At 72.1% G+C, this 13,191-nt stretch carries 14 protein-coding genes and 1 pseudogene; 4 read left to right on the top strand and 11 right to left on the bottom strand.

Translation table 11 applies throughout. The features are described from left to right. Positions 1-87: 87 nt before the first annotated feature. The 5 genes from rpmF to rsmD all read right to left on the bottom strand — a co-directional run bounded on the left by rpmF (position 88) and on the right by rsmD (position 2,760). Positions 88-261, bottom strand: a complete 174-nt coding sequence (gene rpmF, locus O7629_RS04980) for a 50S ribosomal protein L32 (RefSeq protein ID WP_123600480.1) — start codon at positions 259-261, stop codon at positions 88-90. 5 nt (positions 262-266) lie between these two features. Next, entirely contained in the window at positions 267-830 is a 564-nt protein-coding gene (locus O7629_RS04975) for a YceD family protein (protein WP_123600479.1), read from the bottom strand. 159 nt (positions 831-989) lie between these two features. Further along, positions 990-1,487, bottom strand: coding sequence for a hypothetical protein (locus O7629_RS04970; protein WP_123604406.1), 498 nt, complete (start codon positions 1,485-1,487; stop codon positions 990-992). A gap of 218 nt (positions 1,488-1,705) precedes the next feature. Then, on the bottom strand, positions 1,706-2,200 hold the full coding sequence (gene coaD, locus O7629_RS04965) for a pantetheine-phosphate adenylyltransferase (RefSeq protein WP_278167761.1): 495 nt from the start codon (positions 2,198-2,200) through the stop codon (positions 1,706-1,708). Next, the gene (gene rsmD, locus O7629_RS04960) at positions 2,197-2,760 is read right to left on the bottom strand and encodes a 16S rRNA (guanine(966)-N(2))-methyltransferase RsmD (protein ID WP_278167760.1); all 564 of its coding nucleotides are present in this window, start codon (positions 2,758-2,760) and stop codon (positions 2,197-2,199) included. The genes coaD and rsmD overlap by 4 nt, the downstream gene beginning before the upstream one ends. Positions 2,761-3,160: 400 nt before the next feature. Between rsmD and O7629_RS04955 the strand changes: the two genes are divergently transcribed. Continuing rightward, positions 3,161-4,318, top strand: coding sequence for a cell wall anchor protein (locus tag O7629_RS04955; RefSeq protein WP_278167759.1), 1,158 nt, complete (start codon positions 3,161-3,163; stop codon positions 4,316-4,318). A gap of 191 nt (positions 4,319-4,509) precedes the next feature. Here the strand turns inward: O7629_RS04955 and recG are convergent, their stop codons facing one another. After that, positions 4,510-6,723: an ATP-dependent DNA helicase RecG gene (recG, locus tag O7629_RS04950; RefSeq protein WP_278167758.1), complete on the bottom strand. Its 2,214-nt coding sequence runs from the start codon at positions 6,721-6,723 to the stop codon at positions 4,510-4,512. Between the two features lie 22 nt (positions 6,724-6,745). Beyond that, positions 6,746-8,470: a DAK2 domain-containing protein gene (locus O7629_RS04945; protein ID WP_278167757.1), complete on the bottom strand. Its 1,725-nt coding sequence runs from the start codon at positions 8,468-8,470 to the stop codon at positions 6,746-6,748. Positions 8,471-8,666: 196 nt separating this feature from the next. Between O7629_RS04945 and rpmB the strand changes: the two genes are divergently transcribed. Further along, positions 8,667-8,861 carry a 50S ribosomal protein L28 gene (gene rpmB, locus O7629_RS04940; protein ID WP_123600473.1) on the top strand — a complete coding sequence of 65 codons (195 nt, stop codon included), beginning with the start codon at positions 8,667-8,669 and terminating at the stop codon, positions 8,859-8,861. A gap of 96 nt (positions 8,862-8,957) precedes the next feature. Here rpmB and O7629_RS04935 read toward each other — a convergent pair whose 3' ends face one another. Both O7629_RS04935 and O7629_RS04930 read right to left on the bottom strand, forming a co-directional pair. Next, positions 8,958-9,443 carry a GNAT family N-acetyltransferase gene (locus O7629_RS04935; protein ID WP_278174408.1) on the bottom strand — a complete coding sequence of 162 codons (486 nt, stop codon included), beginning with the start codon at positions 9,441-9,443 and terminating at the stop codon, positions 8,958-8,960. Between the two features lie 63 nt (positions 9,444-9,506). Then, on the bottom strand, positions 9,507-10,445 hold the full coding sequence (locus tag O7629_RS04930) for a thiamine-phosphate kinase (RefSeq protein ID WP_278167756.1): 939 nt from the start codon (positions 10,443-10,445) through the stop codon (positions 9,507-9,509). Between the two features lie 112 nt (positions 10,446-10,557). Here O7629_RS04930 and O7629_RS04925 point away from each other — a divergent pair, with 112 nt between their 5' ends. After that, on the top strand, positions 10,558-10,791 hold the full coding sequence (locus tag O7629_RS04925) for an Lrp/AsnC ligand binding domain-containing protein (protein WP_123600471.1): 234 nt from the start codon (positions 10,558-10,560) through the stop codon (positions 10,789-10,791). Further along, positions 10,788-11,474: a DUF3515 family protein gene (locus O7629_RS04920; RefSeq protein ID WP_278167755.1), complete on the top strand. Its 687-nt coding sequence runs from the start codon at positions 10,788-10,790 to the stop codon at positions 11,472-11,474. Before O7629_RS04925 ends, O7629_RS04920 begins: the two co-directional genes overlap by 4 nt. Before the next feature lie 62 nt (positions 11,475-11,536). On the opposite strand, the gene O7629_RS04915 is transcribed toward O7629_RS04920, so the two are convergent. Both O7629_RS04915 and O7629_RS04910 read right to left on the bottom strand, forming a co-directional pair. Next, positions 11,537-12,640: a D-alanine--D-alanine ligase family protein gene (locus O7629_RS04915; protein ID WP_278167754.1), complete on the bottom strand. Its 1,104-nt coding sequence runs from the start codon at positions 12,638-12,640 to the stop codon at positions 11,537-11,539. 211 nt (positions 12,641-12,851) lie between these two features. Further along, positions 12,852-13,034 (bottom strand): annotated as a pseudogene (locus O7629_RS04910) (DUF397 domain-containing protein); the annotation flags it as partial. Positions 13,035-13,191 lie beyond the last annotated feature (157 nt).

Genomic DNA, 13,191 nt, shown 5'->3' with positions numbered 1-13,191 from the left:
CCGGCCGGCTCCTGGGACGAGGCACCCGGCGTTCGCCGGGAGGTCCGCGCCGCCCGGTCGGAGACCGGCGGCGTCACGACGACCGGATCAGACCTCGATGACCTGGCGGCCGTTGTAGGTGCCGCAGACGGTGCACGCGGTGTGCGGCAGCTTCGCGGACTTGCACTGCGGGCACTCGACGGTCACTACCGGCGTGGTCTTCCACTGGGACCGGCGGGAACGGGTGTTGCTGCGGGACATCCGGCGCTTGGGAACGGCCACGGCTCTTACTCCTCTTGGCGGGTCAGTTGCGACAGGCCGGCCCACCTCGGGTCGACCTGTTGGTGGTTGTGGTCGTCCGGCAGCTCGTCCCAGTGCACCCCGCAGTCGGGGCACAGCCCAGGGCAGTCGCTGCGGCACAGCGGGGTGGTCGGCAGTGCAAGCACCACCGCGTCCCGCAGTGCCGGCTCCAGGTCGATCAGATCGCCCTGCAACCGGCCCACCTCGTCGATGTCGGTCGTCTCGTCCGTGGTGCTGTTCTCGTACGCGTACAGCTCCTGGATCGGGACGGTCAGCGACTCGCTGATCGGGCGCAGGCACCGCCCGCACTCGCCGGAGACCGGTCCGGAGACCGTCCCGGAGACGAGCACCCCTTCGGAGACCGACTCGAGCCGCAGATCGAGGCTCAGGTCGGCACCTTCCGGTACGCCGTTCAGCTCCAGCCCGAGGTCCGCCGGCGCGGGCACCACCCGGCTCACCGTACGCAACGCGCCAGGGCGACGCGGCAGTTCCCGGGTATCGAGAACCAGCGGCGACCTGGGGTTGAGTGTCTTCGACGAGTGATTGCGCATAGTTGGACTCCGGCCTGGTAGAGGCCGACAAAACAGGTTACCCGAGCAGCGGCGACGGCGTCGAACCGGGGCACCGGTCGGCCAGGCGGACGACGGCGGGTCAGCAGGGCGAGCGGTCGGTCAGGGGCGGTCGGTCAGCGGGACGGTGCCCGCGGTCGGTCAGAACGGCAGCGGGCGTTCATTCTCCTCACCTGAGAAGGTACCGATCTCCCGCAGCGCGTGCATCTTGTCCCGGCCACGCTCTATCGAGGCCAACGCCCGGGTGAGGAACTGCTCAAAGTTGGCCAGCGCGGTGTCGACGTAGTCGTCGACCTCGGCGCGCAGCCGCTGCGCCTCGGCGCGGGCCTCGGCGACGATCCGCGCGCCCTCATGCTCGGCGGAGACCGTGATCTCGTTCACCGACACCAGCCGGGCGTGCTCGGCCTCGCCCTCGCTGATGATCCGGTCCGCCTCGCGCTTGCCGGCGTCCATGATCTTGTCGCGTTCCTCCAGCAGCGCCGCCGCCCGGCGCAGGTCGGCGGGGAGCTCGGCCCGGAACTGGTCCAGGACACCGATCATCTCGGCCCGGTCGATCATGCAGTTGTTCCGGGACATCGGCACGGCCCGCGCGGTCTCCACCATCGCGATGATCTCGTCGATGCGGTCGAATGGATCCACCGGCATCTCACTCCCTGTTGTCGGAGGGTCGACCCACCATGATGGCAAGGCCGGGCCAGAACGTCATCATCCCAACTGCCGGACCGGTCGGCGCTCCATCATGATGCGACCCCGGACGACATGTGGTCCATCCCACCCCGAGTCCGGGCGAGTCGCGACGCGCCGGGCGGTTCATCGCGGCTCGGTCGGCCCGCCCGGAGCTGCCGGGCCGGCCCGGTTCACACCTGCTGGGTCGGTGGCGCGGTGACCCGGGCGAGCAGCCGGTCGTGGACCGCCTCGGGCAGGTGCGCCGAGACGTCACCGCCCCACTTGGCGACCTCCTTGACCAGGCTGGAGGAGAGGAACGAGTAGAGCGGGTTGGTCGGCATGAACAGCGTCTCCACCCCGGCCAGGCCGATGTTCATCTGCGCCATCTGCAGTTCGTAGTCGAAGTCGCTGACCGCCCGCAGGCCCTTGACCACGACGGCCGCCTCCTGGGCACGGCAGAAGTCCACCAGCAGGCCACGGAACGACGCGACCCGAACGTTGCGGTACGACCCAGTCACTTCGCGGAGCATCGATATCCGCTCGTCGATGGTGAACAGGCCAGCCTTGGACTGGTTGATCAGGACACCCACGATGACCTCGTCGAACAGCCGGCTGGCCCGGCCGATGATGTCGAGATGTCCGTTGGTGACCGGGTCGAAAGAGCCAGGGCACACCGCTCGTCTCATGATCGCCGACCGTACCAAAGCATGGTCTCGCCGTAACGCCGCCCGCGTTCGGCAGTGACGCCTTCCACCCAGGTCAACGCCGGTCCCCGGGCGGACCGCTCGATCACCACGACGGCGTGCGGGGCAAGCCAGCCGCCGACGACGAGACCGTCCAGGACGGTCCGGAGTTCGGCGTCGGTCACCGCGTACGGCGGGTCGGCGAAGACCACGTCGTAGCCGCCGCCGTCCGGCGGCGTGGCCAGCGCGGTCGCGACCTTGGCGGTGATCAGTCGGGCACCGGTGCCGGCTCCCAGCGTGGCGATGTTCGCCCGGACGGTACGGGCGGCCCGCGCGTCGGACTCGACCAGCAGGACGTGGTCGGCGCCCCGGGACAGCGCCTCCAGACCCACCGCGCCGCTGCCCGCGTAGAGGTCGGCGAACCGCGCCCCGACCAGATCGGTCATCGTGCCGAGGGTGCTGAACAGCGCCTCGCGGACCCGGTCGGAGGTGGGCCGGGTGTTCGCGCCGGGCGGCGTGGCGATCCGCCGGCCGCCGAGCCGGCCGGAGATGATCCGGGTCATCGGCGGCGGACCCCAACGGCGGCCGGTTCGCTCATCCCCGGCACGCTACGCGATCAGCCAAACCGGTCGAATGCCGACCCGGACGGCTTAATCCGCCCTCGCGTGACCAGGGGCATCTGTTGTGCCGGAGAGACACCCGAGGCAAGAACGGCCACCCGCAAAGCGGACGGCGAACACGTTGCGTCTATGAATTGTCTCGGAACGACAACATCATCCTTAGCCGGACCTGTGGGTCACCACGTCAGTTCAGGAACAGCTAAGGTCAGGCGCTGTGCCGGTGGGACAACGCCGGACACGACGCACGACGCGGGTCGTTGTCGCACCAATCATCGACTGCACCTCACCAGTCAGGTTGCGCACGACCGCGCCGGGCCCCTGAACCCCTCACTCGGGAGTACCTGTGAACCGTCTGAAGTCTCCGCTTCGGCGCGCCCTGGCCATCGCGGCCGGCGCGACGATCGGTCTGGCCGGCATCGCCGCCCTCGGCGCGCCTGCGGCTGCCACCGGCAACCACAAGGAAAATTTCAAGCTGTTCGTCGTGACCGTCACCGGCGAGGCAACCTGCGACGCGGAAACCGGCAACTGGCTGGTCGGCTGGACCGTGAGCCAGAACAAGCTGGAGCGTGAGGAGCTCGCCAAGCAGGACTTCCAGGTGAAGCGGGACGCGACCGTCAAAGAGATGAGTCTCTCCCCGGACGCCACCACCCTGGACGGGTTCGCCAAGGGAGCGGTCATCCCGACGGCCGGCGAAGGCGAACTGACCGGTACCCAGGTCGTGCCGGGCGACGCGACCGAGGCCACCCTGTCGGTCACCGCCAAGTGGAAGTTCCGGGTGGGCGGGAAGGTCGAACGGACGGCCGTCGGTTCGGTGACCTTCGACGGTGAGTGCAACAAGCCCACGGCCAACCCGTCCGCAACATTCGCGTCGGCCTGTGACGGCTCGGTCGTCGTCACCCTGGTCAACGGCGAGGGCGGCACCGCACCGGCCAAGTTCACGGTCACCGGCGCGGCCGACTTCACCGAGTCCGTGACCGTGCAGCCCGCAGAGAGCACCACCGTCACCGTTCCGGCGGAGAACGCCTCCTCGATCGTCGTGACCGAGGAAGGCTCCGAGGAGCCGCTCGCCGAAAGCGCTTGGACCGAGCCGGAGGACTGCGTCGAGCCCGCCGAGCCCGAGGGCATCATCGAGTCCACCTGCGACCAGCTGATCTTCACGATCAACAACCCGGAGGACGGCGAGACCATCACCGTCGACTTCGTGCCGAACGAGGGCGACACCCTCACCGTCACCGTCGGCCCCGGTGAGTCGGGCGTGGCCGAGTTCGACGCGTTCGAGGGCCTTGAGGTCACCCCGGTCGTCGAGGGCTTCGAGGACGAGTCCGAGGCCTTCGCCTGGGAGCTGCCGGAGGACTGTGACACCGGTGGCGAGGGCGGCGGTTCCCTGCCGGTCACCGGTGCCGCCGCTGGCGGTCTCGCCGCTGGCGCCGTCGCGCTGCTGGCCATCGGTGGCGTGCTGTTCTACCTGGCGCGTCGTCGGCGGGTCACCTTCACCGCCTGAGTCAGCCACCCTGGGTCGTGACTGACTGACAAGTCATCCCCCCGCACCACCCCTGGAAGGGCGTCGACCATCCCCCCGGTCGGCGCCCTTCCGCCTGTCCGGCCGCAGCCGTTCCCCGGTCCGCCGCAGCCGTTCCCTGGTCCGCCGCAGCCCCGTTCCCCGGCCCGCCTCAGCCGCTCCCGGCCGCGGATTCAGCCCTTCTCCAGGTACTCGGCGCGTTCGGCGTCGACCAAAGTGCCGACGGATGCCGCCAGCGCCGGATGCCGGGTCAGCTCCGGATCGTCGCCGAGCAGGTCGATCGCCTCGGCCCGGGCCTGCCCGATCAGGTCGGCGTCGCGCAGCAGCGACAACAGCCGCAGGTGGGACCGGCGACCCGACTGGGTCGCGCCCAGCACGTCACCTTCGCGGCGCTGCTCCAGATCCAGCTCGGCCAGCCGGAACCCGTCGGTGGTCGACGCGACCGCGTCCAGCCGCTCGCGGGCCGGCGTACCGTCGGCGGCGTCGGTGACCAGCAGGCACAGCCCGGCCGCCGAGCCCCGACCGACCCGGCCACGCAGCTGGTGCAGCTGCGACACCCCGAACCGGTCGGCGTCCAGCACGATCATCACGGTGGCGTTCGGCACGTTCACCCCGACCTCGACCACCGTCGTGGCGACCAGCACGTCGACGTCACCGGCGGCGAAGGAACGCATCACCGCGTCCTTGGCGTCGGCCGGCAGCCGACCGTGCAGCACCTCGATCCGCAGCCCGTGCAGCGGCCCGTCGGCGAGCAGCGGCGCCACCTCGGTCACCGCCAGCGGCGGCCGCCGCGCCCCGGGATCGTCGCCGTCGCCGGAGGGCTCCTCGTCGGCACCGGTTCCGGTCGCGTCACCGATGCGCGGGCAGACCACGTACGCCTGATGGCCGGCGGCCACCTCCTCGCGTACCCGCCGCCAGGCCCGCTCCAGAAAGGCCGGCTTCTCCGCCGCCGGGACCACGTGCGAGGTGATCGGCGACCGGCCGCCGGGCAGCTGGGTGAGCGCGGAGACCTCCAGATCGCCGTACACGGTCATGGCGACCGTCCGCGGAATCGGGGTGGCGGTCATCACCAGCACGTGCGGCGGCTGCTCGGCCTTGGCCCGCAACGCGTCGCGCTGCTCCACCCCGAACCGGTGCTGCTCGTCGACGACGACCAGACCCAGGTCGGCGAAGTCGACGCCCTCGTACAGCAGGGCGTGGGTGCCGATCACGATGCCGGCCCGGCCGTCGCGGACCTCGTCGAGCGCGGCCCGGCGGGCCGCCGCACCCAGCGACCCGGTGACCAGCGTCACCCGGGTGCCGGCCGGGTCGCCGTCCAGCTCACCGGCCCGCCCCAGCGGGCCGAGCAGCTCCTGGATGCCCCGGTGGTGCTGGGCGGCCAGCACCTCGGTCGGGGCGAGCAGCGCCGCCTGCCCGCCGGCGTCGACGACCTGCAGCATCGCCCGCAGCGCGCACACCGTCTTGCCGGAGCCGACCTCGCCCTGCAGCAGCCGGTGCATCGGATGCGCGGTGGCCAGGTCGGCGGCGATCTCCTCGCCGATGCGCCGCTGGCCGTCGGTCAGCTCGTACGGCAGTCGGGCGTCGAACGCGGCCAGCAGGCCGGCGTCCGCGCGGGGCCGGGGCCGTGCGGGCCAGTCGGCGGCGCGCAGCTTGCGCTGCACCAACGTCAGCTGTACGGCGAACGCCTCGTCCCACTTGAGCCGCCGCCGGGCCTGGAACAGCTCGGGTTCGTCGGCCGGGCGGTGGATCTGCCGCAGCGCCGGGTGCAGGCCGAGCAGGTTGCGGCTGGCCCGGACCGCCGCCGGCATCGGATCCTCGGGTGGGGTGAGCACGTCCAGCACGGTCCGTACGCAGCGGGCGATCACCCAGGTCGGTACGGCGGCGGCGGCCGGGTAGACCGGGATCAGCGCACCGGCGAACTCCTCCACCGGGTCCTCGGCGGCCACCTCGCCGTCGGCGGCGCCGTCGCCGAGCAGCACGTACTCGGGGCCGTTGAGCTGGCGTAGGCCCCGGAACTCGGTCACCTTGCCGGCGAACAGCCCCCAGCGGCCCGGTTTCAGGTCCCGTTCCCGCCATGCCTGGTTGCCGAAGAAGGTCAACGTCAGGGTGCCGCCGGTGCCGTCCTCGACGATTACTTCGAGCAGCTTGCCGCGCCGTTGCCGCATCGGCCGTACGGTGGTCCGCCGCACCTGGCCCAGGACGGTGACCTGCTCCCCCACCTCCAGCGAACGGATGTCGGTGTGTTCGCCGCGCTGGTCGTAGCGGCGCGGGAAGTGGTAGAGCAGGTCCCCGACGGTGTGCAGGTCGAGGTGGTCGGCCATCGCCTTGGCGGTCTTTGCGCCCAGGTTGACCTTCAGCGGAGTGTCCATCGTGCACGGCTGCGTCATCCGGCCTCCAACAACGACTGCGTCATTCGATCCCTACCAGCAGCGGGTAGTGCGGCTGCCCGCCGACGAAGGTGTGCACCTCGACGAACGGCCAGCAGCGGGCGACGTGCGCCGCCACCGCGTCGCCCAGGCCGTCCGGTGCCTGCCCGCCGACGATCAGGGTGACCAGTTCACCGCCGCCGCCGAGCAGCTGGTCCAGCAGGTTGCGGCAGGTGCCGGCCAGGTCGGTGCCGATCAGCAGCACCTCCCCCTCGACCAGGGCGAGCACGTCGCCGGGGCGGCAGCGGCCGGCGACGGTGAGCGCCTCCCGGGCGGCGTGGCAGACCTCGGCGTACCGGCAGGCCCCGGCGGCCTCGGCCATCGCAATCACGTCGTCGTCGAAGCGGCGTCGCGGGTCACGGACGGCGAGCGCGGCGAGGGCCTGCACCGGTGACCGGGTCGGCACGACGGCGACGGTGACGCCGACGGCCTCGGCCTCCCGGGCGGCGAGACCGGCGACGGCCTGGGTGTCCGGGTCGTTGGGCAGCACCACCACCTCGGCGGCGCCGGTGCGGCGGATGGCGTCGAGCAGCTCGGCGGTGGACGGGGAGCCGCCGACCACGTCGGCGCCCTCACCGGTGAACAGGGCGGCGAGGCCGGTGCCGGCGGCGACCACCACCGCGGCCCGGCCGGCGAGCGGCGGTGCCGGCTGGTCGGCGAACCGGGTGACCGAGATCTGGTACGGGCGACCGGCGGCGATGCCGGCCTCGATGGCGGCGCCGATGTCGTCGACGTGCACGTGAACGTTCCACACCGGACCGTTCCTGGCGTCAGCGTCCTTGTCGCCGTCCCCGTCGTCATCGTCCCTGTCGTCATCGCCCCCTGCGTCGGAGCCGACGACGACCAGCGAGTCGCCGATCTCGGCGAGTGCGGCCCGCATCCGGTCGACCGCCCCGGCCGGCGCTTCGAGCAGGAACTGCACCTCGTAGGCGTACCCCTCGGAACCGGCCCCACTGTGGGAGTCGACGGCGGAACCGGCGCCGTCGGGGTCGGGGTCGGCGCCGTCGGGGTCGGCGGCGCGGCCGACTGGGTTGTCAGGGCTGTCGGCGTTGTCAGGGTTGTCGGTGCTGTCGGTGAGCGGGGTGCCGACCACGGCGGCCAGCGCGTCGAGCAGCAGGCACAGGCCGCGGCCGCCGGCGTCGACCACCCCGGCGCGGGCCAGCACCGGCAGTTGGCCGGGGGTCGCAGCGAGGGCGTCGCGGGCGGCCGAGGCGGCGGCCCGTACCACGGTGGCGAGGTCGTCGGAGCCGGTCCGGTCGGCGGCCCGCGCGGCGGCGGCGACCACGGTCAGCACGGTCCCCTCGACCGGGCGGGCGACCGCCGCGTACGCCGCGTCGGTGGCGGCGGTCAACGCCGACGCGAGGGCCCGGCCACGCACCACGGCGGTGTCGGTGAGCGCGTCGGCCAGGGCACGCAGGATCTGCGAGACGATCACCCCGGAGTTGCCCCGGGCGCCGAGCAGCGCGCCTCGGGCCATCAGCCGCAGCACCCGCCCGTGCGAGGTCTGCTCCCCCTCCGAGGAGTTGTCCAGGTCAAGGGCCAGGGCATGTTGGGCCGAGGTGAGGGTGAGGACCAGGTTGGTGCCGGTGTCGCCGTCCGGCACCGGGTAGACGTTGAGCGCGTCGATCTCGCCCTGGTGGCGGCGCAGCGCGGCCAGCGCACCCGAACACCACCGGCGCACGGCGGCGGCGTCAAGGGTGTCCAGCACGGCGATGAGCCTACTGGCGCACGCCGACAGCCGCCGTGAAGACGACCCGCGCGCGGCCGGGCGGCGGCAGCTTGACGGTCGGGGCAGGGCGATTGGCCGCCCGGGTGGTCGATCGGGTAGCCTGGCCAGGTTGTCTGGGCGTGGTGTGTCCCGGCGACCGGCGACCTGATGAACGACAAATCCCCAGGAGTATCCCGTGGCTAGCGTGTGCGACGTCTGTGGCAAAGGGCCGGGCTTCGGTCACAACGTGCCGTGGTCGAAGAAGAAGACCAACCGCCGTTGGAACCCGAACATCCAGACCGTTCGCACCCCGGCCGGTGGCGGCAACACCCGCAAGGTGAACGCCTGCACCTCCTGCCTCAAGGCCGGCAAGGTGGTCCGGGGCGCCTGACCGCGCCGCCCACGACCTCGACGTTTGAGCAGCCGCCGGACCCGATCGGGTCCGGCGGCTGACTGTGTACGGTCACCAGCCGGCGGTGAGCATCCGTCACCAGTCGGCGGTGAGTACCCGGCCGAAGGACAGGCAGCCCGGCGAGTCCCGGTAGTAGCCGAAGTTCGGGATCCGGGCGTACCCGCAGCTGCTGTAGAGTGCGATCGCCTCGGGCTGCTTGTCGCCGCACTCCAGGATGACCCGGCGGCGGCCCTGGCCGGCGGCGGAGCGTTCGACGGCGGCGAGCAGCGCGCGGGCCACCCCGCGACCGCGGGCGGCGTCGGCGACGTACATCCGCTTCAGCTCGGCGTCCTCGCCGGAGCTGCCGTGGCTGCGCCAGCCGGCGCAGCCGGCCGGTGCCCCGTCCAGGTGGGCGATCAGGAAGGCACCGCCGGGCGGGTCGAAGTGGGTCGGGTCGACCGGGGTGTCGTCGCCGGTGCCGCCGTAGCGGGCACCCAGATCGGCCATGGCGGCGGCCACCAGGCGTTGCGCCACCGCGTCGGTGTAGCGGACCCGGCGGATCTCGACGCCGGCCTGAAGCAGATCAGTCACGCGGTAAAGCGTAGTGCGGTCACCGGCGGTGGCTCAGCGGTGACCGGCGCGGCTTCACTGGAAGTGTTCCCAGCCGGCGACGCCCTGGTAGGGCTGGCCGTCGACGGTGACCCCGGCGCCCTTGACCACGTGGCCGACCCGCCGCCAGCCCTTGGGCAGCGGCAGATCCTCGGGGAACGTCGCGGCCAGGGCGTGGTCGTCACCACCGCCGAAGATCCACTGGTACGGGTCGACGCCGAGCGCGTTGGCGGTGTCGCGCATCTGCGGCGGCACCTCGAAGGCGGCCCGGCGCAGGTCGATACCGACCCGGCTGGCGGTGGCGACGTGGCCCAGGTCGGCGATCAGCCCGTCCGAGATGTCGATCATGGCGCTGGCGCCGACGTTCGCGGCGGCCGGGCCGGCGGCGTACGGCACCTCGGGGCGTCGGTACGCCTCCACGAGCAGCTTCGGTGACCGGAAGCCCCGGGACAGCACCGTGTAGCCGGCGGCGGCGTAGCCGAGCCGGCCCGCGATGGCCAGCACGTCACCGGCGTGCGCGCCGCTGCGCAGCACCGGGGTGGCGCCGTGCAGGTCGCCGAGGGCGGTCACCGCGATGGTCAGGGTCGGGCTGGCCGACATGTCGCCGCCGACCACGCTCGCGCCGACCTTGGCCGCCTCGTCGGACAGGCCGACCGCCAGGTCCTCGGCCCAGCCGGCGTCGGTCTCCGGCGGGGCGCAGAGCGCCACCAGCAGCGAGGTCGGCACCGCCCCCATCGCCACGATGTCGGCGAGGTTCGCGGCGGCCGCGCGGTGGCCGACGTCGACGGCGCTGGACCAGTCCCGCCGGAAGTGCCGGCCCTCGACGAGCACGTCGGTGGAGGCGACCACCCGGCCGTCCGAGGCGGCCACCACGGCCGCGTCGTCGCCGGGGCCGAGCAGGGTGGCGGCCCCCGGGTGCAGCCGCGCGGTGACCCGGGAGATGAGCCCGAATTCACCGGCCTGTGCCACATTCACCGGTCCACCTCGATCATTGTCGTCTCCACTCGGGCACCGTCATGAATCCGGCCTGCTCCGTACGGTAGTTTCACGTTCGAGCCGCTCCCGGGCGGCGGATAGGAGTCGGGTCGTGGTCCAGGCATACATCCTCATCCAGACCGAAGTCGGAAAGGCACGCGACGTCGCCGACGCGATCGCGGACATCTCCGGCGTGGTCCGGGTGGACGCGGTGACCGGGCCGTACGACGTGGTCGTGCTCACCGAGGCGCACACCGTGGACGAACTCGGGACGATGATAGTCAGCCGGGTCCAGATGGTGCCGGGCATCACCCGGACCCTGACGTGTTCGGTGGTACGACTGTGACAACTGAGCAGGTGGACGTCTCTGCCGCCGGGTCGCCGGCAGCCGGCGACCCGGCTCCGGGCGGACGGTCTCCGGACAGGCCGGCTCCGGGTGGGCCGGACCGGACGACCCGGCAGGCGGCTATCTGGGCGACCGTGGTGGCGTTGCCGTTGACCGTGATCGTGGCGCTCGCCGCGTTCAGCCGGCTCGCCCCGGCCGGGTCCGACGACGACCCGGGGGCCGCCGCAGACCCGTCGGCGTCGGCGTCCGCCGGTGTCGCGCCGGTGCCGACCACGCCGGTGCAGATCGCCGCCCCGGCGTTGGACGAACGCGCCGAGATCGTCTGCCGGGCGCTGGTCTCCCAACTGCCGGGTACGCTGCGCGACCTGCCGCAGCGGCGGGTCACCGACGGCGCCGAGCAGAACGCCGCGTACGGCGAACCACCGATCACCGTCGCCTGCGGGGTGCCGGCGGCGCAGTTCCCACCGACCGACCTGGTGTACGCGCTGGACGGGGTCTGCTGGCACGCCGCCGAGCAGGCCGACGCCACCGTCTGGACCACCGTCGACCGGGAGATCCCGGTGCGGGTGAGCGTGCCCGGCTCCTACGACGAACCGGGCCAGTGGGTGACCGCGTTCGCCGACCCGCTGATCGAGACGGTGCCCAGCGACGCGGACGCCGCCCCGCGCGGCTGCCGCGCCTGACTCTGGGTCCGGTCCGGTCTAATCCGGTCTGGTCGGGTCCGGTCTGGGGTCCCGGCGGTCGGTCAGCGCAGCCCGGTGCCCCGGCTCAGGGCGGTACGGATCAGCCGGTCCACCAGCTTCGGGTACTCCAGGCCAGCGGCCGCCCACATCCGCGGGAACATCGACGTCGGGGTGAACCCCGGCATCGTGTTGATCTCGTTGAGGTAGATCTGGTCGTCGTCGGTGACGAAGAAGTCGACCCGGGCCAGCCCGGCGCAGTCCAGCGCGGTGAACGTGCGGCAGGCGTAGTCCTGCACCTGCCGGGTGACCTGCTCCGACAACCCGGCCGGGATGTCGTACTCGCAGGAGTTGTCGAGATACTTGGCCTCGAAGTCGTAGAACTCGTGGTCGGTGACCACCCGTACCTCGGCCAGCAGGGACGCCTCGGGGCCGCCGCCGGCCTCACCCTCGATCACCCCGCACTCGACCTCACGGCCGACGATCGCCGCCTCGATCAGCACCTTCGGGTCGATCTCCCGGGCGGTGGCGACGGCCGCGTCCAGGTCGGCCCAGTCGGAGACCTTGGTGATGCCGTACGACGAACCGGCCCGCGACGGCTTGACGAACACCGGCAGGCCGAGGCGCTCCTTGTCGGCGTCGCTGAGGCTCACCCCGGGGCGCAGCACCGCGTACGGACCGGTCGGGATGCCCTCGACGGTGGCCAGCTTCTTGGTGAACTCCTTGTCCATCGCGGCGGCCGAGGCGAACACCCCGGCCCCGACGTACGGGATGCCGGCCATCTCCAGCAGCCCCTGGATGGTGCCGTCCTCGCCGTACGCGCCGTGCAGCGCCGGGAAGACGACGTCGACGCCGGCCAGGGCGGCGGCCGGGCCGTCCGCCGGGTCGAGCACCATGATCCCGTTGCCGGTCGGGTCGGCGGGCAGCACCACGGCCGAGCCGGACCGGTCGGTGATCTCCGGCAGTTGCCGGTCGGTGATGGCCAGCTGGCTGCCGTCGCCGGTGGTGAGCACCCACCGCCCGGCGCGGGTGATGCCGACCGGGACGATCTCGTACTCGTCGGTGTCCAGGGCGGCCAGGATGCTGCCGGCGCTGACGCAGGAGATCGCGTGCTCGGTGCTGCGGCCGCCGAAGACGATGGCGACGCGGGTCTTGGCTGGGCTGGTCACAGGGGTGCCTTTCGTTCGCGGCCTGCACGCGCCCGCCGGGCATGGTCGGGGGAGCCCGGCGGTACGCGGTTCACGTCTTCGCGCTCACGCGGCTGACCCTACTCTGCGTACCCGCCCACCGTGCCCTGACCGGCCCGGGATCCTCCTGATGATGCAAGGAGTAACCGCCGAGTAGCTGAGGACCCGGGACCCGCGTTCGTCGGGCGGCGGGCTACCGGCGCCATGTGCAGGCGAGCCCGCCCGCCTTCACACCGTCGACGAAGGTCGACCACGTGCCCGGGTCGAACCGCAGCACCGGACCGGACATGTCCTTGCTGTCCCGTAGCGCCACACTGCCGTCCCTCAGTAACGCGGCCTCCACACAGTTGTTCTGCCCGTTGCTCCGGCTCGACCTGAACTACCGAGCGGCGGGAATCACGCCAGCGTTCACTTGTCGATCTCCTTCACCGCGTCCCTGATTGCCTGCGCCGCCCACACATTGACCGACACCGCTTCTGGGATCGCCCACCTCCACAACATCATCCTGGCGGGATGATGTCGACACCGTTGAC

Source organism: Solwaraspora sp. WMMD792 (genome assembly GCF_029626105.1).
Classification (GTDB): domain Bacteria; phylum Actinomycetota; class Actinomycetes; order Mycobacteriales; family Micromonosporaceae; genus Micromonospora_E.
This window is presented reverse-complemented; position numbering and strand designations above follow the sequence as displayed.

What these genes read in the sequence shown, in the direction of transcription:
- O7629_RS04975 (WP_123600479.1), bottom strand. Translation starts at nt 830, where the DNA reads ATGCGCAATCACTCGTCGAAGACACTCAACCCCAGGTCGCCGCTGGTT.
- coaD (WP_278167761.1), bottom strand. Translation starts at nt 2,200, where the DNA reads ATGAGACGAGCGGTGTGCCCTGGCTCTTTCGACCCGGTCACCAACGGA.
- rsmD (WP_278167760.1), bottom strand. Translation starts at nt 2,760, where the DNA reads ATGACCCGGATCATCTCCGGCCGGCTCGGCGGCCGGCGGATCGCCACG.
- recG (WP_278167758.1), bottom strand. Translation starts at nt 6,723, where the DNA reads ATGACGCAGCCGTGCACGATGGACACTCCGCTGAAGGTCAACCTGGGC.